We start from the raw sequence: 20,858 nt of genomic DNA, 5'->3' as shown, positions 1-20,858 counted from the left end.
TCCCAATTCCCCATGACATCTATTCAAGCTTTACCAAAAGAAGTCGTACATCTAATTACCGCAGGTGAGGTAATTGATTCTTTTGCATCTGTGGTACGGGAATTGGTGGAAAATGCTTTAGATGCGGGTGCAACTAGAATTGTGATTGCACTTTGGCCACAACAGTGGCGTATCCGTGTCACAGATAATGGTTGCGGGATGGATTTAGATGATTTGCAACAAGCAGCAACATCTCACAGCACCAGTAAAATCCACTCTAGTGACGACTTGTGGAAAATTAACAGTCTGGGATTTCGGGGAGAAGCATTACACAGTTTAACGACATTGGCAGATTTGGAGATTTTTAGCCGTTCTAGCAATGGGAACGTGGGATGGCGAGTGGTTTATGGGGAAGGGGGGAAAGCTATTCAAGTCGAAGCGACAGCGATCGCTCCTGGTACAGTAGTCACGGTCTCGAATTTATTTGCTAATTGTGCAGCACGTCGTCATGGTTTACCCTCCACAGCACAGCAAATGAAAGCTGTACAAGCCACAATTTACAACATTGCCCTTTGTCATCCCCAAGTAACTTGGCAAGTTTGGCAAGATGACCGCCAATGGTTTACCATCTCCCCAGCCGCTACCGTCGGACAACTCATACCGCAACTCTTACCCCAAGTCAGACAAGGCGACTTACAACAAGTAACACAAGAAATCCCTCCCAACCCAGAAAACTCACCACCAGATCAACCCCGCGCTACCACTAACACAACTCAGCACTCACAACTCAGCACTCAGCACTCAGCACTCACCCTAGTGGTAGGCTTACCAGATAGATGTCACCGCCATCGTCCCGACTGGGTGAGGGTAGCGATTAATGGCAGGATGGTAAAATCACCGGAATTAGAACAGGCGATTCTGGGATCATTTCATCGTACATTACCACGCGATCGCTATCCGATTTGTTTTCTCCATCTAGTAATTTCCCCAGACCAAATCAACTGGAATCGTAACCCCGCCAAAACTGAAATTTACCTCAACGAGTTAACCTATTGGCAAGAACAAATCACCCAAGCCATTAACCAAGCACTGCGTCTAAGTTCCGCTAACATCAAAGAATCAGTCCACACCACCAGAGTCAGCCAACTCATCAAAGCCGCAGAAGAAAAAGGTAATTACAATCTTAATCCCAATCCCCAATCCCCAGCCCCCAGCGAAGCACTGAGCTTGTCGAAGTGTCCCCATTTCCTCAAAGCCGTCGCCCAAGTCAGCAATACCTACATCGTGGCTGAACATCCGGGCGGAATGTGGTTAGTAGAACAACACATTGCCCATGAGCGAGTATTGTACGAACAATTGTGTGATAACTGGCAACTAACTCCAGTAGAAACACCAATCATTCTTTATCAATTATCACCTGCCCAAGTCACCCAACTACAACGCATCGGTTTCGACATCGAACCCTTTGGTGAACAACTTTGGGCGGTACGTAACCTTCCCGCTATGTTACAAAACCGTGAAGATTGTGCAGACGCAATTCTAGAACTCAGTTGGGGCGGCGATTTACAAACAGCCCAAGTTGCCGTCGCCTGTCGCAGTGCTATCCGCAACGGCACACCGATGAGTTTACCAGAAATGCAGCAGTTACTAGACAATTGGCAACGCACCCGTAACCCCCGCACCTGTCCCCACGGTCGCCCAATTTACTTATCATTAGATGAATCAGCCTTATCCCGATTTTTCCGCCGTCACTGGGTAATTGGCAAGAGTCACGGTATTTAATAACTCCCAACCAAAAAGCATCGCTTGAAGTGCAGGGGGGGCAGGGGAGGCAGGGGGGCAGGGGGCAAGGGGTGCAGGGGGCAGGGGGGCAGGGGTGCCTTTTAAGGGTAGGGGTTTAAAAATCAGGCAGTAGAGAGAGTGATTTTCAAGACATGAAGTTGTGGAGTCAAGTTAGGCCAAGGTTGAGGGAAAAAGCTACCGATGGGTAAAGGTTCTCGATTAAGAACAGCAGCTTTAATGACTAAAAATCCACGCCGAAAACAACTCAAGCAACGATGGAAAACACTATGTTTGAAATTGCGTCGAGCAACATGAGTGGGTGGTAGCTCATCTAAACTACTAATGGGTAGATTGGCATCAACTTCTCCACCGACGCTAACTTGCCACAGAGTAGCAACAGCCATCGCCAACCAATGCCTCTCGGCGCGTTTGGGGTGAGTAATTTTGGTGCGATGCCAACCAAAACCGCCGCGTTTGCCATCTTTAAACAGACACTCAATCCAACAGCGCATGGTATACCAGCAAGCATCCGCAATTTCCGGTGGTAAATCGGTGAGAATTAACCAAGGGTCAGCATAACCCTCATCATGGCGAGCTACCAAAGTACATTTGACAGAGTTAGTTTTGAAACAAGTAACTAAACCAGAGAACGACTGACCAACTTCCGAGACCAAAGTATTTAAAGGTTGCCAAGATTCAGTTCCTTGAGGTTTGAACTGTCCAATTTGGTTAATTCGCATAAATGGATGCCAACCCAGGGATTGAATTTGTTGATATAGCCAGTCAGCATACAGTCCACGGTCTGTTGTCACTATGACAAACCAATCTGCTGGTACAGTCTCATTGATGTCGCTTAATAATTTTTGCCAGTGCGGTTTCCAACTTCCTGGTTTAGTTGCCTCCACTATTTTCCAGGCTATGGGAATTCCACAACCCCTATAAACAACACTAATCGCTAAGACTGTAAATCTATCACTCAATGTTGTGGCATCAGCTGCTAATGCCAACCGTTTTTCCTCTTGTGGCCACAGACTCAGAATCCATAACAACAAAGGTCTAAAACACAATGTCACATCTAGTGTTGCCCGTCCTGTTGTTGCTTTTGTTTTATCTTCCCCATCTCTTAACCATTCTCTGAGTTGCTGACGTACTGTATTTTCCTTTTTTCCCAATAACTCTGCTAAGAACACTGACACTGTTGTCAGTCCACATGATTGGGTCATCACTATCCCAAAACTCCACATTGCTAGTATCAATGCTTGCGACTTGGACAGATGGGGCATCTTTTCTATCACTGTTCTAGTCCATTGCCTTAATTCCTCATTTTTTCCTAACAGCATTCTCCCTGACACCCTCAATTCTTCGCTTTATCTGACTTGCGGATTTTTGCGGTTTGATAACAGTTGTATATTTTACCTGCTTTTCTGCCCCTTTCTTAAACCCCTACCCTTGAAAGGGCAGGGGTGCAGGGGGCAGGGGGAGAAGAACTATTGACTATTGACTATTGACTAATGACTATTGACTATTGACTATTGACTAATGACCAGTTCGGTAAACCTCATCTCTGAAATTGTATTTAGTCATGACCATCACTCATATATCATCAGGAAAAACCACTTTTATTGTTGAGTACGGTAAACGATAAAACACAAGCTAGAAAGTATCCTTTAAAATTAAGACAGAAAAGATATATGAGGAGTCATTAGAATGCAAGTAACATACGATTCTGATAAACGTAAATTACTATCGTCTCTATGTCATGGATCAATTTTTTTTAGTACCATACTATTTTCCATCGGTGTGCCTTTTGTAATTAACTTAATTTCCGATGACCCAGTAGTGAAAAGTAATGCCAAAGAATCAATGAATTTTCACTTGAATGTGTGGTTTTGGGCAACAGTTATAGGTGTACCTTTAGGATTGCTATCTTGGCTTACCTTTGGTATAGGCGGAATTATATTTTTCCCCGTGGTAGCTTTCGGTTTTGCTCTCCATTGGGGATTGACTATTTGGGCTTTATTTCACTGTTTAACTCAGCCTGATGAACCTTTCCGTTATCCGTTTATCTTTCGAGTATTTTAATTAGGTTGATTCATCCTCAAAGTATGTACTTGCGTCTATCAAAGAGAAATATTGTCTCTAAAAATAGCATCATACTAGACTAGTTTTCAGCAATTTCTGACATTGTTTTTATATAAGCATCGTAGGCACTTTGTCCAAAACACACAAAAAACACCTGTTCTAACTCCCTATGATGCTTTAAAAATTCTTGAACAGTCAAAATTGCAATTCTACAAGCACGTTCTACAGGAAATCTATACACACCCGTACTAATAGCTGGAAAAGAGATAGTTTTAATTTGATACTGTGCTGCCAAAGCTAGACTATTATCATAACATTTTGTTAGTAATTCATCTTCTCCTTGATTACCACCTTGCCAAATAGGGCCGACGGTATGAATAACCCATTTAGCAGGAAGATTATAGCCTTTAGTAATTTTTGCTTCACCGGTTTTACAGCCTCCTAGCTGTCTGCATTCTGCTAACAGTTCTTTTCCCGCCGCACGATGAATTGCTCCATCAACCCCACCGCCACCTAATAAAGAACTATTCGCAGCATTCACAATTGCGTCTACTAGTAACTGAGTAATATCACCTTGAATAATTTCTATTCTCTGCATAATATTTAAACTTCTATATAATAATTAACTTTTTGACAAGTAGGGCTAGGCGCGAATACTAAAAAATACGCAACCTTATAAGCTGTTATCGGTTTTGAATTTCATTTATGAGAGATAGTAACTCTGCTGTAAGTTAAATTATCTCCCTATTTTATATTTTTAGCTAGTTCTTTATGGTTAAGCATTCCCTATATCCCCTGAACTCCCGAATTATTTGCCCACAAAAGCAATAATATAGTAATCCGATTTGATTGATGAATTACGCCTAGAGTTAGATTAGAGTTAGGCGAAAAATACAATCACAGAAACAGCGAAGAAATAGTTTACTGAGTCTATTCAAAAATCAAATAGGCATCCTATATAGGAATTCAATTTGCTCACTGAGCATACTTGTGTGTGCAGGAAAATATCAAAATTTTTGTGCAAAATTGTATAGGGGTTTAGCATTGCTAAACCCCTACATTACCAGTTTGAATGAATCACGGATAGAGTTAATATTCTAGAAAGCAGCGATAAAAACTTTGTAAGCATGGCTGCTGCTCTTGGCAATCTATGTATGACTGCCTGTTTGTTTTGCAGTAGCAAGGATAACTGGTCTTGTTTCTTTAACGTATCATACAGCTTTGCAGCAGATATAAATCAAGCGATCGCACTTTACACAACAGTTCAACTGGCATTTTGTGCTTCTTCAGTTGCTAAAGAGCGAATTAGCTCCCGAACTACGTCTGTAGCTGGTCTTCCAGTCTTGGAACAGTATGTCTCTAACTTTTCTACCTCACCTGATGTCAGGTTGATTGTCAGTCGTTTCACAGCCCATTTCTTATTCATAATTGAACAACCTATGTTTGATATACTCCTCTACTATCAATCATCTAAACTGTTATCACCACGATAAATATAACGAGATTAATATCAATTTGCTGTAAAGAAAAAATGATAAATTTCAAAAATTCATATTTGGAAAAATCGGTACTTAAACTGCATACCAAATTATCGAGAAAGTTACTGAAATCTGAAGCATTGCAGTTAGAGTTGATGATTATACCCAAAATTTACCAAACCCTCTATCACCAATTTTTGATACAGTAATTCTTTGTCGAACACTGGCATTCTTATGTTCCAGATATCGCTCCCCCAAGCACTATCCCAAGACTTACCTCTGACTGCGCTGGCACCTATGCAAGATGTGACTAACCTTTGGTTTATGAAGGTAATTGCTCACTACGGCAGTCCTGACTACTTTTTCACCGAATATTTTCGTGTAAATGAAACTTCAAGGCTCAATCCCAGCATTTTGGCAGCCGTCACCGAAAATGATACAGGTCGCCCTGTTTTTGCTCAAATGATTGGGGAGAGCATTCCCAACTTAGTCAGAACTGCCAAGGAACTATGTAGTTACAATGTTGCTGGAGTTGACTTGAATATGGGTTGTCCAGCACCCAGAGTCTACCGCAAACAAGTCGGGGGTGGATTGTTGCTCACTCCTGATAAAGTAGATCGAATTTTGGGAGAACTGCGACAGGTTGTCAATGATCGGCCTTTAACAGTCAAGATGCGCTTAGGCTTTGAAAATACTGATACCTTTTACACCATCCTCAATCTGATCAATCGTCATAGCATTGATTTGTTAAGTTTGCATGGTCGCACAGTTGCAGATAGGTATCATGGTTCAGTGAAATACAATTTGATTGCCGAAGCTGTCAACTGCGTGAATTGTCCTGTGTTGGCTAACGGCAATATTGACTCAGCCGCCACTGCTTTATCGGTGTTGGCGCAAACAGGTGCTGCTGGGGTAATGGTAGGACGCTGGGCAATCGGCAATCCTTGGATTTTTCATCAAATTCGTCAAGCTTTGCGTGGTGAAATGATCAAACCTGTTCCTTTAATAGAGGTGCGCGACTATATTGAGCGTTTATGGCAAACCCCCGCCGCCCCCAATATCCCCGAACGAGCGCGCGTAGGCTACCTCAAAATGTTTCTTAACTATATTGCCCTCAGTGTGGACGCTGAAGGTCATTTCCTGCGACTGATGCGACAAGCCGCCTCTGAAGTAGAACTGTTTCAAGTTTGCGATCGCTTTTTGCTTACCGATTTGACGAAAACTCTAGCCTTAGCACCCTACAGTGGTACATGACGATTGTTTTACCTAATCCAAAATCCCAAATTGCCCGACAAGGGACGAAACTATAGTTGTTTTGTACTAGTTACACGTAGTAGCGATCGCGTTACGATATTGTCACAGTCACTTTTTAATTTGAGAAGTCCTATTCTAGAAATTTCCGGCTAAAATAGTATATCTGTTCTACTAAAATTCTCAACCCTACACACCTAAAATCCATATACTGATAGAGGCACGAATGGCTATTAATACCGATACTTCCGGCAAGCAAAAAGCACTCAATATGGTACTCAACCAAATTGAGCGCAGCTTCGGTAAAGGAGCAATTATGCGCCTGGGTGATGCTACTCGAATGCGGGTAGAAACAATCTCCACTGGGGCATTGACTTTGGATTTGGCTTTGGGTGGAGGTTTACCCAAGGGACGGGTGATTGAGATTTATGGGCCGGAAAGTTCCGGTAAGACGACTGTAGCACTGCACGCGATCGCAGAAGTACAAAGAGAAGGCGGTATTGCTGCTTTTGTAGACGCTGAACACGCCCTTGATCCTACCTACGCGGCGGCTTTAGGTGTCGATATTGACAATCTGTTGGTTTCCCAACCTGACACCGGTGAAGCAGCTTTGGAAATCGTTGATCAATTAGTACGCTCCGCCGCCGTTGACATTGTAGTTATCGACTCAGTGGCGGCGTTAGTTCCCCGTGCGGAAATTGAAGGGGATATGGGAGATGCTCACGTTGGTTTGCAAGCCAGGTTAATGAGCCAAGCTCTACGTAAAATTACTGGTAATATTGGTAAATCAGGCTGCACAGTTATTTTTATTAACCAGCTCCGCCAAAAAATTGGTGTCACCTACGGTAGTCCTGAAACCACCACCGGTGGTAACGCCTTGAAATTCTACGCTTCAGTTCGTCTAGATATTCGTCGTATTCAAACCTTGAAAAAAGGTTCAGACGAATTTGGCAACCGTGTAAAAGTGAAAGTTGCTAAAAATAAAGTTGCTCCACCTTTTAGAGTGGCAGAATTTGACATTATTTTTGGTAAGGGCGTTTCTACTATCGGTTGTTTAGTAGATTTAGCTGAAGAAACAGGGATTTTGGTTCGTAAAGGAGCTTGGTATAGTTACAACGGTGATAACATCTCTCAAGGACGAGATAATGCTATTAAGTATCTAGAAGAAAAGCCAGAATTTACAGAACAAATTAAGAAACTGGTACGAGAAAAGCTAGATAAAGGTGCTGTTGTATCTGCTAATTCAGTAGCTAAAGTCAATGAAGAAGATGAAGACGAAGACGTTGATTTAGAAGAAGAGTAAAACTGGCGTTGATGGTGCATAAACAAATTTATCCCATCACCAGTATGAATCTAAAATCACAGCTATAAATTACAAAAGATTACTCTTAACAGGAGTAATCTTTTTAGTTTTAAGTAGCCGTCATGAATTGCGTACACCAGAACACATGAAAAAGTCTTTCCCTTACACCCTTATACCCTTGCACCCCTACACCCCTTTTTCAAGTCAGAAATTATCGACAATCAGTCCTTGTGGATTGCTGGAAGAACCTGTCTAAAATGTCAGATTTTTGTTTTTCTTGTAAACCATCTCGCCCATATTCTAATCTACCCCAAGCACATTCTAGAGAAATTTGTACAGTTTCGTCAGGGTTGACGAGATCATTTGTTTGTTGAGTAGCACTGTGACTACCTAATTCTGGCTCTTGAATATCTGTTATTGAGGGAATGAGTTGGGTGACTAAATCGGCTGGTAATGCTGGTAAAACACGGTGTTGGTGATTGAGGAAAAAATCAAAAGTTAAACTTCCTAACCGAATGCGATCGCCATCTTGGAGTTTGGTGGGTTGATAAATAGATTCTCCATTCACAAAAGAACCGTTGGTACTGTGGAAATCAACTAGATAAAAACCTTGATATTCAATATACTGAATCGCAGCATGACAACGGGATAAATGTCGATTATCCGCGCATATACCGTTACTGCGATCGCGTCCTATTGTCCAAATATGTTGCATTTGTTCCAGGGTTTGTGTCTGATTGTCACATAAGTTAGTAATCAGATAAACCGATGAATCTTCTACAACGCCTTGGACATAACGCAAATTTTCACCTTTCAAGGATGGCTGATAGAGATTTTCTAGTTGGAGAATTCTATCTAGAAGATCGCCATGTCTTTCATATAAAGCCAGAAATACATGATATAAACTTAAGCGTCTTTCTAGCTCATAATTTGGGAAATTTCTATTCATAACTAATGGAATTAACAAAGTATTTTAAATTCGACAAAATGTTTAAACTTAAGAAAAGTTAATGCTATTTTCAATTGTAGCAAATTCTCATAAGCAGCAATTCTACAAACTGCTCTTTTTTCGGATTTTTATACTCAAATAACACCAATATCAAGGGTTTCCCCAAAAAAATCATTCCCTTGAGTCATGCACTTTTATTTAATTTTAAAAAAACTCATATTTTTTGCAGAAATACAGCAACTTTAGAAAATTTTTCGCTTATGCTGTTTTTAAACAAATTATTTGAGAAATATCGTCAAACGAGAATTACACAATTTCCCGTTGCTGATTCTGCGTTAGATATTGAGGAAGTTATAATAAACCTCTTTTACCGTTGGGTCGTATCGTCATCCAATTGATTTTAGCTAATGCTAATTGTTCATCGGAAATTTTCGCTCCCGTGAGGTTAGCACCACATAAGTTAGCACCCCGCAAATTTGCGTTACTAAGATAAGCATTAGTCAAATCTGCACCCCGTAGGTCTGCCCCTTCTAAATCAGCATGATTGAAGTAAGCTTTAGTGAGATTAGCATCCTTTAAGTTAGCACGCGTTAAACTTGCTCTACCAAAATCACTATTTTGGAGATTAGCCCCTTGAAGATTAGTATTTTGTAGTTGACATGAGTGGAAATTGGTAGATGATAAATCCGCACCTTGAAGATTAAGTAAATTGAGATTGTGTAAAGCAAAATCTCGTCTTCCCTTCACATAGGCGGTGAGTAAACTTTGGGTATCTAGTCTGCGCCCCACCTTCGACTTTAAGTTATGAGAACCATTCCCATTACTGTTAGCTGTCGTTGATGGTTTAGCACCGGAAACTCCTTGTCGCGTCCCTCCAGCATCTAACCGAGTACCATCACCGAGTTTAGCTCGTCGAGCGCGAATGGCTGCTGCTACTTGTGCTACTCCTAAACCTGTAGCCGCAGCCGAAGGGTTACTGCAAAGAACGGCAGAATCATCTGGTCGGTTGTATGTTCCTTCTTTATGATTAGAATCTGATTTGACTAACAATCCACCAGCTAAACTTTCTAAATATGGTTCTATTTCTAAGGCTTTGAGGACTTCTTTAGCTGAGTGGTAGCGACTACGAACTGAGACTTCTAACATTTTTCGGAGGACATGAATCATATGGTCACTGATTTGTACTAAGTGTTCCCACATGACTTCCCCTGTACTGGGATTATATTCCATGTCTTTGGGCGTTTTACCTGTCAATAAATAAACACAGGTGACTCCCAAGGCATAAATATCACTGGCATAAACAGGACGCATTGCCATTTGCTCTGGAGGTGCAAAACCAGGAGTACCAATAGCATAGGCGGTTAAAGCTGTATGTCCTGATTGATTAGTTGTGGCTTGGGTAACTTGGTTTTTGACTGCGCCAAAGTCAATCAGCACCATTCTGGAATCTTGAGAACGGCGAATTAAGTTAGCTGGTTTAATGTCACGGTGAATAACTTTTTGATCATGAATATATTGCAGTAAAGGCAAAATTTCACTGAGAAATTGCTTAACACCAGCTTCGCTAAAAGTTCCGTTGAGTTTTACTTCTTGCTGGAGTGTAGAACCGCTAATATATTCCTGAACTAAGTAAAAATGTTCTTGCGCTTCAAAATAGTCAAGTAATCGGGGTATTTGGGGATGATTCCCGATTGTACCCAGGGTTTTGGCTTCTCGCTCGAATAGTTCCCGCGCCATTTGTAACACCTGTGGAGATGTTCCAGAAGGGCGTAGCTGCTTGATGACACAGCTAGGCGCGCCTGGTAAAATTTCATCGCGGGCTAAAAAGGTTGCGCCAAAGCCACCCTGACCCAATGGCTTCAAAACTAGATAGCGATCGCGCAACTGTAATGGTGAGCCACAAGCTTCACATCTTCGGCTATGTGCTACATTCTCTGGGTTAGGACAGGTCGGATTTATGCAATAGCTCATGCACTGTGAACTCGCTGCACGAATAGTAACGGTGAGAGTGAGACTCTTCTTCAATTATTGAGATCCAAAATCAACTCCTGCTAGGTCAGTTTTGCGGTAAATCCCTTGAAGAGTTGCTAAAGTTGGATCTGATTTACGTAAAGCAATTATGATGTCAAACAACTTATTATACCTATGCTAGCAAACAGTGTCGAGTCTTGCTGCTGTAATAACGTCAGCGATTGCTATTTAATTTTTTATACGTAAGTAAATTACAAAAATGATAGTTTTAATTACTAAAAATTGGTAATACCCAGTATTTTTACTAGATTGATATTCTGGACTACCCTAACTTTTGTGAACTGGTTGATTCATTCCAGAAACACAATTACTGAGACGAAATCTACATTAAAATTTCGTAAAAATAGATGAATATATGTTCATGTATTATATTTTATTGACAGTAATATTGGCAGCAAAAATTATGACTACTTCCACTTGGGGTCTTCACAGCAAGTTAGATAAAACTATCCCAGGGTGCAACCACAAAGGCTGTAACTGTTGAGGTGTTGATAGTGCTGTTAGCGGAAGCGGGGCGTTTCGCCCGTGATGAGTAACGAGTGCTGAGTTCAAGAATTAACTCAGCACAGGCTAAACGCCGCACTACTGTTAACAGCACTCACAACTCAGCACTCACCACTCACCACTTACAGACTAGATAAGACCTCACGAGCGATCGCGATCGTCTGGTCAATATCAGCTTCAGTGTGAGCTAAAGAAGTAAAGCCAGCCTCAAATTGAGAAGGTGCTAAATAAACGCCGCGTTCTAACATACCGCGATGAAAACGTCCGAATTTCGCTGTATCTGACTTTTTGGCATCTTCATAGTTATGCACAGGGCCAGAGGTAAAAATAAGCCGAACATCGCGCTAATAGAACCGCCGCAAGCTGCATGACCAGTTTCTTTAGCTGCTTGTAGTAAACCATCAGCAAGTCTTTTGGTAATGCGCTCTAGATACTCGTAATTACCAGGCTTTTGCAATAATTCCAAGGTTTTAATCCCCGCCGTCATAGCCAGAGGATTACCGGAAAGAGTTCCAGCCTGATACACAGGGCCGGCCGGAGCAATCATAGACATGATATCGCGGCGACCGCCATAAGCACCCACTGGCAAGCCACCACCGATAACTTTACCCATAGTGGTTAAATCTGGTGTGATGCCAAATTTCTCTTGTGCGCCACCATAAGCAATGCGAAAACCAGTCATGACTTCATCAAACACCAGCAATGCGTCATGCTCATGAGTCAGTTCCCGTAGACCTTCTAAAAAGCCAGCATCGGGGGTAATAAACCCGGCATTACCCACAACAGGTTCAAGAATTACACCCGCAATCTGATCACGGTTCTCTTCAAATAAAGCTTTGACAGCTTCTAAGTCGTTGTAAGGTGCTGTTAGGGTGCTGCTGGTTGCTGACTTAGGCACACCAGGGGAATCAGGTAAGCCAAGGGTGGCGACACCTGAGCCTGCTTTGACTAAGAACATATCAGCGTGGCCGTGGTAGCAGCCTTCAAACTTGATGATTTTCTCCCGGTTAGTGAAGGCACGCATCAGCCTTAGCACAGCCATACAAGCTTCTGTACCGGAGTTGACGAATCGTACCATTTCAATGCTAGGAACGGCAGCAATTACCATTTCCGCCAGGACATTTTCTAGCACCGAAGGCGCACCAAAGCTAGTACCTTTTTCCAAAGCTTCATGGAGTGCGCTAATCACTTCTGGATGGGCGTGACCACAAATAGCTGGCCCCCAAGTCCCTACATAGTCGATGTATTGGTTGCCATCTACATCCCAAATATATGCACCCTTGACCCGATCAAAAACTATAGGTTGTCCCCCTACAGATTTAAAAGCACGAACTGGTGAGCTAACACCGCCTGGCATGAGATGTTGAGCAGCAGCAAAAATTTCTTGTGATTTAGTGGTTTTAATTGTGGTGTTTACCAAGGTTCTCTCCTAACAGTGGGCATTCAAAAAAAGCTCTATCTTAGGATAGGGTTAAATTTCGCCTAGAACTTATATCGTATAAAATTAACAGAACCAAAAAAATAACGATATGTTATACAAGTCCAACCAAGACTTGCCTTTAGAAATCCGTACTGAATTATCAGAGGCATACCAAGACCTGTATCGCGCCGCTTTTAACTCAGCTTTGCATTGGTATGGTGAAGATACTAAGGCTCACCATGTGGCGTTAAGTGCTGTCAGAATCCAATCAGCAATGGAAAGGAATGTAGTTTTACAAAGATGATTCATAGAGGGTGTGGAAAAATCATGCCAGTTGCACTATTGATAATGGTATCGTGAAACCAGACATGATTAGTTTTACTAGAATAAATTCGCTGGTATGTTTTCCCCCGATTCCCCATCACTACATAATGCCATTCCCGTTGAAAAAATTCGCTACGATGAACGTGGTTTAGTACCAGCAATTGTCCAAGACTATTTGGATGGTACTGTACTGATGATGGCTTGGATGAATCAGGAATCTTTACAAAAGACTTTAGACACAAAAGAAACGTGGTTTTGGAGCCGTTCCCGCCAAGAATTGTGGCACAAAGGCGGGACTTCAGGGCATACCCAAAAGGTAAAAAGTATTCGATATGATTGCGATAGTGATGCTTTACTAGTTGGTGTAGAGCAAATAGGAGATATTGCCTGTCATACAGGTGAACGTAGTTGTTTTCATCAAATCGAAGGACAAATCATTGCACCACCTGGGGATACTTTATCTCAGGTGTTTCAAGTAATATGCGATCGCCGCGATCATCCCAATGAAAGTTCCTACACTTGTAAGTTATTAGCTGGTGGCGATAACAAGATTTTAAAGAAAATCGGTGAAGAATCAGCCGAAGTAGTAATGGCATTTAAAGATGATGAACACGATGCGATCGCCGGTGAAGTTGCAGACTTGCTTTACCACACACTAGTTGCCTTAGCGCATCATCAAGTAGATTTAAAAGCAGTTTATCGTAAGCTACAAGAACGGCGACGGTAGAGAGTGCTGAGTAGTGAGTGCTGAGTGGTGAGTGCTGAGTGGTGAATGCTGAGTAGTGAGTAGTGAGTGGGAAGTGTAACACTTATTAATTATCGGTTTTCTTCCCTTGTTCCATGCCCAATGCCCCATGCCCAATGCCCCATGCCCCATGCCTAATGACTAATGACTAATGACTAATGACTAATGACTATTGACTAAAACCCAATTTAAATACTGCAAAATGGTGATGGCGATCGCTACACTCAAAACAAAGCCCAACCAAAAATGATGAGTAATTAGGGGTGATTGATCTAAAGCCCACCCTCCCAAGGGTGAGCCGATAAATCCACCTAAAGCCCAGCACAGGGAATTAATAGAAAAGTATATTCCTCGGTGGGATTCGGGGGCTAAATCGGTGACTAGAGAGGCGGCTGATGGATTGTACGCTACAGATGCCATCGCTAATACTGTTAATGCCAATGTCGCCCAAATTAATTGATAGCATGAGAAGTTACCTGTCACCCAAATTAAACTAAAACCAATAGCCCACAAAATAGCCGAAACTGTGAGTGCGTTTGAGTGGGAGTACAGTTTTAACAGGTTGGTCAGAGGTAGTTGACAGATAATTACTAAGACTAAGTGCCAAGAAAATAATCTGCTAATTGTAGATTCGCTAAAACTTTGGGCTGTCTCTCCCACGGAAATGAAGTTTTTTAAATACAGGGGAAGAATTGTGTGGATTTGAATATATATGGTGAACAGGATATTGGCTGCAATGTAAATCAAGAAACGGCGATCGCTAAAACCCTAATTTGAGGATGTATCGAGGGTAACAAACTAGATAACTGGGATAGGGAAGCAATTTTCATGGGTAACAATGTCATTAAAAGATCACGTTTTTGTAATTCTTATCATTGGCTGATATTTTCCTCACTTATTCCACAGAGTTTCCACAGGAGTTTTCCCAGTTTTCCACAGATGTTCTACGAGGGGATCAGCACTTGCAGGGTTGCTGGGGATTTCTGATCTAGAGTCTAGTTCAGTACCAAGGACTGAGTTTTTATTAAGTAATGTAACAAAAATTAGCTTGAAACATTGATGATTGCGTTCACATTTATTTTTAGTACGATTGTTTTTAACATTTCGCAGCATTGACAAACCCACCCCCTCTTGTCGCACAATGATGCGGCCGGGTTTTATATTTTGTGCAACCGTTGACATCAAAACTTACCTTAGAGGTCAGTGTAGATGTTGCCTAAAGCAGCCTCACTCCAAGCAATAGTTCGTTTTAGCTGAACTCCCACAAGGAAAATACCATGAACGCAACAGTTAGTATTTTTACAGAAATCCCCGAAACTCTTCATGAATCACTGAAAACTTATTTAGAGACTCACCCCGATTGGGATCAAAATCGGGTATTAACAGCAGCCCTATCATTGTTTTTACTGCAAAATGGCGATAGCGATCGCCGTGCTGCCCGCGTTTATTTAGAAACTTTGTTTCACAATTGCTAATTTGCAATGATGTGTTGTATGTATTGGCTTTGATGTACCAGACGCTGTGCTGGTACTGGCCAGCATAAATTCTTTCCTGCGTCTGAAAAAATCATTTAAAATTAAAAATCAATTAACAATATTTTGGCATAAATTGTTGAGCGATCGCCAAAATTGTGAGATTAACAGCAAATTTTTTCCTACAAATTTGGGCATGGTATACCATGCCCACTACTAATAAATAAATTGCGAGTATTAAAAAGCTATCAAGGATTTGTTTCTAATTGGGAATGAGTTGGACATTCAAATTTATAACCCACCCCACGCACAGTCTGAATTAATGCTGGTTGACTAGCATCGACTTCAATCTTTTTGCGAATTTGACCTATATGCACATCTACAACTCGCTGATCACCAACATATTCATAATCCCAAACTTCCTGGATCAACTCTGCACGTCGCCAGACTCGACCAGGATGGCTAGCTAAAAAATGTAACAAATCAAATTCTAAAGCCGTTAACGGCACAGGCTGACTATTTAGTGTCACCTCTCGCCGCACAGGATCAATCATCAACTTCTCAAATTGCAAGCGTTTTTGTTCGGCGTTAGTCACCACTCTCTGTCGCCTTAAAATCGCTGCAACTCTGACTTCCAGTTCTCCCAAGCCAAATGGCTTTGTGAGATAGTCATCAGCACCTTTAGCAAAGCCACGAATCTTGTCAGCCTCATCTGCACGGCTAGTCAGCATGAGAACAAAAACGCCATTACGACTTTGCATCTCTTGACAGAGGTTGAAGCCTATTACATCTGGCAAATTAACGTCAAGAATGACCAAATCCGGGTTAAATTGCTCAAACAAGGACAAGGCAGTCTTACCGTCCTCAGCCGCTTCTACCTGATAGCTTTGTTTCAATAAAAAGCGTTGGATTAAATTCCGAACCGCCGGGTCGTCATCAACTACAAGAATCTTGGCAGGAGCCATGACCATCTCTTTACACAAAAATAAATTTCTTCAAGATTAACAGCAGTATTGCGTAAAACGCAGTTCCCACCTATGAATTATTTAAGGAACTACAGGCATCAGAAATATATTTCCTGATTATCTCAAGGATAGTGAAGTCAAAACGCTGGACAAACACACTAAGAGAATTTAGATAACTATTATTACAGTTTAATTGCAATACCGTCATAAGAAACTTAATGTGTCTAACTACCCAATGCTAGTCCGTGAGCCATCCAATAATTTATTTTTCCAGGAGACTTCCGTATAATAGTTGGATGGGAATGGAAAAGTTTTCCATTTTAAATCTTTATGTGGATTGATACCACTACTTAAGGTGAAAGCTAAATCATTAGGATATCCTCATATTATGATAAATCACCAAGTCTGAAGCACAAAAAAATAGTGTGACAGATACTCCCGGTTCAAATTCTAGGTTAGAGCTAGAATTGGTCAACGACATGGGGGTATACACGGAGTTATAACAATATGTTAAAGTTGCAGTAGTTGAAATTCCTGGGTCAACTGGGCTAACGCGTGCTACTATCCTGGTAGAGCATAAAATTCGGTCGATACGTTTGTCTTCGATCAAATTAAAATCTACAATTGTTATTCTCTAACAAAAAATTGCCACTGATAAAGGCTGAAGTATAAACTCCCATGCGCGATCAAAATCCCTACGAAAAACTTGGGGTATCAGAAGATGCTAGCTTTGACGAAATTCAGGACGCTCGCAATCGCCTGATGGAGCAATGTAGTGGCGATGCTAAAAGCGTAGAAACCGTTGAAGCTGCTTACGATGCGATTTTAATGGATCGCTTACGGATGCGCCAGGAAGGAAAAATCAAAGTGCCAGAACGTATCCGCTTTCCAGAATTAAGGATACAATCACCACCTAAAGAAAGTTCAACTTCTCGTGAGCAATCACCTGCATGGCTGCAAAATTTCCTGGATCAGCCCACAATGACAGATATACTTTTACCCGGAGCTTGGTACGTGGGTTTAAGTACAATCAGCATTTTTACAGGCGATCAGCTGTTGCAGTTAGTCTTAGTGGTTGGCATAGGGGTTAGTGTTTTCTTCCTCAATCGTAAAGAAGGTAGATTTGGCAGATCAGTTTTACTCACTCTTGTAGGACTGATAGTGGGCTTAATTACTGGAGGGCTAATTGCGGCCTGGCTCTTGTCACAAGTACCATTGATGATAAGCGGTAATCAGTTTTCCACTGTGCTGACTTTCGTACTTTTGTGGTTAATTAGCAGTTTTCTCCGCTAAAGCTCTAACAAGCTAACTAGTTAAAACCCTTTTTGAACAGAATGATCCATTACCTACTTCTTAGGTTAACCATCAAATAAGATACTCAAATCTGAGACTGGGAATTTTGATAAGTACGACTTTGAAACCTAAGACACAGGTAATAGGATCGTCTCAAAAAGGATGATCTCAAGAATTGGTTTAAAAGAACAATAAATCACTGGATATATCGAAGCGGCAAATAGCTGTAGTATTGACTGTACCCAAATTCCGTTTCACTTCACGCAAGGATTTGTGGTTGAGCCAGTCAGCTATAAACCTGATATATCGGCAATACCTAATTAAACAACCGTAGTAGTCCACCACACAAATTATGACGTTGCTTAGTTTACCCGATGAAAGCAAATGGCATGGTTTTAAGGCAATCAAATTCTATACAGCTTGATAAAAAAATGGTACGGGCATCATCCCATAAATCTCCGACTCAGATATGATGTGGGCTGTGAAGTAGTAGAAATATTCATTAATTTAAGTTTATAGAGCCTGACTAACTTAACTTTATGTTAATTATTCTATACGAATCACAAAAATTCCTGACCAATACTATTTTTAGTGTAATTAAAAATCAGAATTTCCACGGATATAAATCAATTTGACAATCTCTAAAATAGTTACATCAAAAAGAAGCCTGTGAATATGGGAGTGTACATTGATTTGTAGTTATCTAATTTGAGCATCCAGAAGTAACGGTATTTCTACTCATAAATTGAGAATCAAAATTAAGATTTGACATAAAAAACTCTCAATTAAAATTGTCTTAATTATATCTGCCGATTACCATATTTTTGCGGATTTCCCAATTCAGAAGACTACATTCCAAAATATAAACCATAAAAACGCTATTACTAACATAATAAACGAAATAACTATTTACAAAATCAAGAATGCTCAGTAAGTATTCAGATTTTGTGATGAAGAAACTGGCTTGTGGGGATAAAACAAGTAGAAATAGCTTGAAAAAGATGGAATCCAATAACATTCTTGATGAATTTAGGACTTGTACGCAGCTGCAATACAATGGGCAGTTAATTTTGAGCAGCCAAAAAGGACATCAGTGGACTTTCTACTATCGTTTAGGAAGAATAGTCTGGGCATCTGGAGGAACACATCCTTTTAGGAGATGGCGGCGATTAATGGCTCAGTATTGCCCACAAATTAATGTGGACAAAATACAGTTGCGCCAACAAGATGTAGAAATGAGTTACTGGGATTACCGACTTTTAGAAATTCTGTATAAAAAACAAAGAATTCAAAGAGAGCAAATTAATGCAATTGTCGAGAACACCTTGGCAGAACTTTTATTTGATTTAGCCCAGCAAACGAACTTTATAGCTGTTAAGTGTGAACGCAATCAAGAAGTTATTCTAGAAGCACCCATGAGTTTCACGAGCGCAGATATTTCTATGAAACAAATGCAAGACTCATGGAATCTCTGGACACAAGCTGGTTTAGCAAATGTTTTTCCTGACTTAGCACCGATAATTAGAAGACCAGAACAGTTACAGGAACTAGTTAGTCCACCAGTATATAAAAATTTTGTCACGCTATTTAATGGCAAACTGACTCTGCGAGAGTTAGCCACCAAAATGAAGCAGAATGTTTTACCTGTATCTCGTTCTCTACTTCCTTATGTCCTCAAAGGCATAATTGAATTAGTAAAAGTACCAGATTTACCTTTAGTTGTCACACAGCTACCAAATAACTCTATTTCTGCACAACCGAAAAAAGTTTACACACCCTTAATTGCTTGTGTAGATGATAGTCCCCAGGTTTGTAAAATGCTGGAAGAGATTATTACTGCTCATGGATTGAGATTTGTCCAGATTCAAGATGCAGTACAAGCATTACCGATTCTCATTCAAGAGAAACCAGATTTAATCTTTTTAGATTTGATTATGCCTGTTGCCAGTGGCTATGAAATTTGTACTCAGTTGCGGCGAATTTCAGCTTTTAACAATACTCCAGTAATTATTTTAACAGGTAATGACGGGTTATTAGATAGAGTGCGTGCTAAAGTTGTTGGCTCGACAGATTTCCTGACTAAGCCAGTGAATACAGATAAAGTAATGAGTATTTTACGTAAGTATTTACCCATTAAAATAGCTTCTCCAATTCACGGTGAATCACGCCTAGAGGCTGTCCCTAAAGATATAGCTTAACAAGAAAGTCTGATTTGAATTACTGCTAAATATAGCATCAGACACACAATATTTTTTCATAAGCCTAAGTAAACATAGGTATTTATTCTGAGCCATATTTAGCATTAACAAACCAAAATAATAACAAAATGGGAAAGCTATTTTTAAATGCCGTCAATGGCAGAAATCTACAAATTACTAGGTGAAAGTTTAACAGAAGGAATTACTATGACTACTGTTTTAGTGATTGAAGACGGCTTAACTGATATGGAAGTTCTGAGTCGTTATTTACAACAAGCAGGTTGTTCTGTAATTAGTGCTACGAGCAGTGAAGAAGCTCAAAGCAAAATAGACAGTAATAAGCCAGATTTAATTTTTCTCGATGTGATTTTACCTGGTAAAAGTGGATTTGAAATTTGCCGAGAATTAAAAAATAATCCAGATACTAGTAAGATACCAGTAGTTTTTTGTTCTACCAAAAATAGTGATGTAGATAAGATTTGGGGAAATATGCTAGGTGCAGAAGCTTATCTTTCTAAACCAATTAACCAAGAAGAGTTGGTATCAACATTGAAGAAACTCGTTAAATAGTATTGTTGGCATTAAAAGGATGATGAATTTGGAAAATCAGGGTAAATTTTTAAGCTTTCATTTAGGAATTCGAGATACAGCAGTCATTTCTTTAGATCATATTACAGAGGTTTTGCAAGTATCTTTAAGTGAGATATGTGCTGTGCCGCAAATGCCTAGTTATATTTTGGGTGTTTATAACTGGCGTGATGAAATGCTGTGGTTAGTAGATTTAGATGAAATGCTTGGTTATCCACCATTGTTACAGACAGCAAATGTGCTGATTAAAATGATGGTAATTGTCTTGGAAGAGAATGGTAAATATTTAGGTTTATTAGTTAGACAACTGATGGATATTGAGTCTTTAAATATTCATCAGATGAAGGAATCATCGGCAGAATTATTTTCTCCATCAATAGTCCCTTTTTTACAGGGATACTTTATTAATGATGAGGAAAAGATGATTTTTAATTTAGATGCTGAGGCTATTATTCATTCTCCAGTATATGCTCATCATAACTAATGTAAATCTT

Annotated in this window: 21 protein-coding genes and 1 pseudogene; 11 read left to right on the top strand and 11 right to left on the bottom strand. The window is 40.5% G+C overall.

Features of this window, described 5'->3' with window-relative positions; genetic code table 11:
* The first annotated feature begins 12 nt into the window (after window positions 1-12).
* A complete protein-coding gene (gene mutL, locus CV014_RS17655; protein ID WP_236143227.1) occupies window positions 13-1,761 on the top strand; it encodes a DNA mismatch repair endonuclease MutL in 1,749 nt (582 codons plus the stop codon).
* A gap of 122 nt (window positions 1,762-1,883) precedes the next feature.
* Here mutL and CV014_RS17650 read toward each other — a convergent pair whose 3' ends face one another.
* Window positions 1,884-2,957 carry a transposase gene (locus tag CV014_RS17650; RefSeq protein ID WP_236143217.1) on the bottom strand — a complete coding sequence of 358 codons (1,074 nt, stop codon included), beginning with the start codon at window positions 2,955-2,957 and terminating at the stop codon, window positions 1,884-1,886.
* A gap of 511 nt (window positions 2,958-3,468) precedes the next feature.
* On the opposite strand from CV014_RS17650, the gene CV014_RS17645 reads away from it, so the two are divergent.
* Window positions 3,469-3,843 (top strand): DUF4870 domain-containing protein, encoded by a 375-nt coding sequence (locus CV014_RS17645; protein WP_236143216.1) that lies wholly within the window; start codon window positions 3,469-3,471, stop codon window positions 3,841-3,843.
* Between the two features lie 79 nt (window positions 3,844-3,922).
* Here the strand turns inward: CV014_RS17645 and CV014_RS17640 are convergent, their stop codons facing one another.
* Both CV014_RS17640 and CV014_RS17635 read right to left on the bottom strand, forming a co-directional pair.
* Window positions 3,923-4,441 carry an O-acetyl-ADP-ribose deacetylase gene (locus CV014_RS17640; RefSeq protein WP_236143215.1) on the bottom strand — a complete coding sequence of 173 codons (519 nt, stop codon included), beginning with the start codon at window positions 4,439-4,441 and terminating at the stop codon, window positions 3,923-3,925.
* A gap of 666 nt (window positions 4,442-5,107) precedes the next feature.
* Window positions 5,108-5,269, bottom strand: coding sequence for a CopG family transcriptional regulator (locus tag CV014_RS17635; RefSeq protein ID WP_103138235.1), 162 nt, complete (start codon window positions 5,267-5,269; stop codon window positions 5,108-5,110).
* Between the two features lie 286 nt (window positions 5,270-5,555).
* Here CV014_RS17635 and CV014_RS17630 point away from each other — a divergent pair, with 286 nt between their 5' ends.
* Both CV014_RS17630 and recA read left to right on the top strand, forming a co-directional pair.
* Window positions 5,556-6,575, top strand: a complete 1,020-nt coding sequence (locus tag CV014_RS17630) for a tRNA dihydrouridine synthase (protein WP_236143214.1) — start codon at window positions 5,556-5,558, stop codon at window positions 6,573-6,575.
* A gap of 223 nt (window positions 6,576-6,798) precedes the next feature.
* The gene (gene recA / locus CV014_RS17625; RefSeq protein ID WP_236143213.1) at window positions 6,799-7,875 is read left to right on the top strand and encodes a recombinase RecA; all 1,077 of its coding nucleotides are present in this window, start codon (window positions 6,799-6,801) and stop codon (window positions 7,873-7,875) included.
* Between the two features lie 211 nt (window positions 7,876-8,086).
* On the opposite strand, the gene CV014_RS17620 is transcribed toward recA, so the two are convergent.
* The 4 genes and pseudogenes from CV014_RS17620 to hemL all read right to left on the bottom strand — a co-directional run bounded on the left by CV014_RS17620 (window position 8,087) and on the right by hemL (window position 12,779).
* Complete coding sequence (locus tag CV014_RS17620) at window positions 8,087-8,824, bottom strand: FHA domain-containing protein (RefSeq protein WP_236143212.1); 738 nt, start codon at window positions 8,822-8,824, stop codon at window positions 8,087-8,089.
* 351 nt (window positions 8,825-9,175) lie between these two features.
* Entirely contained in the window at window positions 9,176-10,795 is a 1,620-nt protein-coding gene (locus tag CV014_RS17615) for a serine/threonine-protein kinase (RefSeq protein WP_236143211.1), read from the bottom strand.
* A gap of 496 nt (window positions 10,796-11,291) precedes the next feature.
* On the bottom strand, window positions 11,292-11,453 hold the full coding sequence (locus tag CV014_RS17610; protein WP_236143210.1) for a hypothetical protein: 162 nt from the start codon (window positions 11,451-11,453) through the stop codon (window positions 11,292-11,294).
* A 28-nt stretch (window positions 11,454-11,481) separates the two neighbouring features.
* Window positions 11,482-12,779 (bottom strand): annotated as a pseudogene (gene hemL / locus CV014_RS17605) (glutamate-1-semialdehyde 2,1-aminomutase).
* A 109-nt stretch (window positions 12,780-12,888) separates the two neighbouring features.
* On the opposite strand from hemL, the gene CV014_RS17600 reads away from it, so the two are divergent.
* Together CV014_RS17600 and hisIE are read left to right on the top strand one after the other, a co-directional pair.
* Window positions 12,889-13,083: a ChaB family protein gene (locus CV014_RS17600; RefSeq protein WP_236143209.1), complete on the top strand. Its 195-nt coding sequence runs from the start codon at window positions 12,889-12,891 to the stop codon at window positions 13,081-13,083.
* Window positions 13,084-13,179: 96 nt separating this feature from the next.
* Entirely contained in the window at window positions 13,180-13,830 is a 651-nt protein-coding gene (hisIE, locus tag CV014_RS17595) for a bifunctional phosphoribosyl-AMP cyclohydrolase/phosphoribosyl-ATP diphosphatase HisIE (protein WP_236143208.1), read from the top strand.
* On the opposite strand, the gene CV014_RS17590 is transcribed toward hisIE, so the two are convergent.
* The 3 genes from CV014_RS17590 to CV014_RS17580 form a co-directional block, all read right to left on the bottom strand.
* Complete coding sequence (locus CV014_RS17590; RefSeq protein WP_236143207.1) at window positions 13,810-13,980, bottom strand: hypothetical protein; 171 nt, start codon at window positions 13,978-13,980, stop codon at window positions 13,810-13,812. The two genes, hisIE and CV014_RS17590, sit on opposite strands and share 21 nt — an antisense overlap.
* A 30-nt stretch (window positions 13,981-14,010) precedes the next feature.
* Window positions 14,011-14,595, bottom strand: a complete 585-nt coding sequence (locus tag CV014_RS17585) for an MFS transporter (RefSeq protein ID WP_236143206.1) — start codon at window positions 14,593-14,595, stop codon at window positions 14,011-14,013.
* A 144-nt stretch (window positions 14,596-14,739) separates the two neighbouring features.
* A complete protein-coding gene (locus tag CV014_RS17580; protein ID WP_236143205.1) occupies window positions 14,740-15,030 on the bottom strand; it encodes a hypothetical protein in 291 nt (96 codons plus the stop codon).
* Window positions 15,031-15,125: 95 nt separating this feature from the next.
* Here CV014_RS17580 and CV014_RS17575 point away from each other — a divergent pair, with 95 nt between their 5' ends.
* Window positions 15,126-15,323, top strand: a complete 198-nt coding sequence (locus CV014_RS17575; protein ID WP_103138224.1) for a DUF2811 domain-containing protein — start codon at window positions 15,126-15,128, stop codon at window positions 15,321-15,323.
* Window positions 15,324-15,568: 245 nt separating this feature from the next.
* Here the strand turns inward: CV014_RS17575 and CV014_RS17570 are convergent, their stop codons facing one another.
* A complete protein-coding gene (locus CV014_RS17570) occupies window positions 15,569-16,285 on the bottom strand; it encodes a response regulator transcription factor (protein ID WP_103138223.1) in 717 nt (238 codons plus the stop codon).
* Window positions 16,286-16,963: 678 nt separating this feature from the next.
* Here CV014_RS17570 and CV014_RS17565 point away from each other — a divergent pair.
* The 4 genes from CV014_RS17565 to CV014_RS17550 all read left to right on the top strand — a co-directional run bounded on the left by CV014_RS17565 (window position 16,964) and on the right by CV014_RS17550 (window position 20,848).
* The gene (locus CV014_RS17565; protein ID WP_236143204.1) at window positions 16,964-17,578 is read left to right on the top strand and encodes a CPP1-like family protein; all 615 of its coding nucleotides are present in this window, start codon (window positions 16,964-16,966) and stop codon (window positions 17,576-17,578) included.
* A gap of 1,001 nt (window positions 17,579-18,579) precedes the next feature.
* Window positions 18,580-19,776 carry a response regulator gene (locus tag CV014_RS17560; RefSeq protein WP_236143203.1) on the top strand — a complete coding sequence of 399 codons (1,197 nt, stop codon included), beginning with the start codon at window positions 18,580-18,582 and terminating at the stop codon, window positions 19,774-19,776.
* A 207-nt stretch (window positions 19,777-19,983) separates the two neighbouring features.
* Window positions 19,984-20,346 (top strand): response regulator transcription factor, encoded by a 363-nt coding sequence (locus tag CV014_RS17555; protein WP_236143226.1) that lies wholly within the window; start codon window positions 19,984-19,986, stop codon window positions 20,344-20,346.
* Window positions 20,347-20,365: 19 nt separating this feature from the next.
* Entirely contained in the window at window positions 20,366-20,848 is a 483-nt protein-coding gene (locus CV014_RS17550; protein ID WP_427159337.1) for a chemotaxis protein CheW, read from the top strand.
* Window positions 20,849-20,858: the final 10 nt, after the last annotated feature.

Origin of the sequence: Nostoc sp. CMAA1605, assembly GCF_021596505.1 — a bacterium.
Classification (GTDB): Bacteria; Cyanobacteriota; Cyanobacteriia; order Cyanobacteriales; family Nostocaceae; genus Trichormus.
The sequence above is the reverse complement of the archived record's forward strand: the minus strand, read 5'-3'. Positions and strand labels throughout refer to the sequence as shown.

Bases quoted from the DNA above. Each gene is read 5' to 3' on its own strand.
- CV014_RS17600 (WP_236143209.1), top strand. From the start codon at position 12,889: ATGTTATACAAGTCCAACCAAGACTTGCCTTTAGAAATCCGTACTGAA.
- CV014_RS17615 (WP_236143211.1), bottom strand. From the start codon at position 10,795: ATGAGCTATTGCATAAATCCGACCTGTCCTAACCCAGAGAATGTAGCA.
- mutL (WP_236143227.1), top strand. From the start codon at position 13: ATGACATCTATTCAAGCTTTACCAAAAGAAGTCGTACATCTAATTACC.
- CV014_RS17640 (WP_236143215.1), bottom strand. From the start codon at position 4,441: ATGCAGAGAATAGAAATTATTCAAGGTGATATTACTCAGTTACTAGTA.
- CV014_RS17550 (WP_427159337.1), top strand. From the start codon at position 20,366: ATGATGAATTTGGAAAATCAGGGTAAATTTTTAAGCTTTCATTTAGGA.
- CV014_RS17570 (WP_103138223.1), bottom strand. From the start codon at position 16,285: ATGGCTCCTGCCAAGATTCTTGTAGTTGATGACGACCCGGCGGTTCGG.
- CV014_RS17560 (WP_236143203.1), top strand. From the start codon at position 18,580: ATGGAATCCAATAACATTCTTGATGAATTTAGGACTTGTACGCAGCTG.
- hisIE (WP_236143208.1), top strand. From the start codon at position 13,180: ATGTTTTCCCCCGATTCCCCATCACTACATAATGCCATTCCCGTTGAA.
- CV014_RS17565 (WP_236143204.1), top strand. From the start codon at position 16,964: ATGCGCGATCAAAATCCCTACGAAAAACTTGGGGTATCAGAAGATGCT.
- CV014_RS17620 (WP_236143212.1), bottom strand. From the start codon at position 8,824: ATGAATAGAAATTTCCCAAATTATGAGCTAGAAAGACGCTTAAGTTTA.
- CV014_RS17555 (WP_236143226.1), top strand. From the start codon at position 19,984: ATGACTACTGTTTTAGTGATTGAAGACGGCTTAACTGATATGGAAGTT.
- CV014_RS17575 (WP_103138224.1), top strand. From the start codon at position 15,126: ATGAACGCAACAGTTAGTATTTTTACAGAAATCCCCGAAACTCTTCAT.
- CV014_RS17630 (WP_236143214.1), top strand. From the start codon at position 5,556: ATGTTCCAGATATCGCTCCCCCAAGCACTATCCCAAGACTTACCTCTG.
- CV014_RS17635 (WP_103138235.1), bottom strand. From the start codon at position 5,269: ATGAATAAGAAATGGGCTGTGAAACGACTGACAATCAACCTGACATCA.
- CV014_RS17590 (WP_236143207.1), bottom strand. From the start codon at position 13,980: ATGGGGCATGGGGCATTGGGCATGGGGCATTGGGCATGGAACAAGGGA.
- recA (WP_236143213.1), top strand. From the start codon at position 6,799: ATGGCTATTAATACCGATACTTCCGGCAAGCAAAAAGCACTCAATATG.
- CV014_RS17645 (WP_236143216.1), top strand. From the start codon at position 3,469: ATGCAAGTAACATACGATTCTGATAAACGTAAATTACTATCGTCTCTA.
- CV014_RS17580 (WP_236143205.1), bottom strand. From the start codon at position 15,030: ATGTCAACGGTTGCACAAAATATAAAACCCGGCCGCATCATTGTGCGA.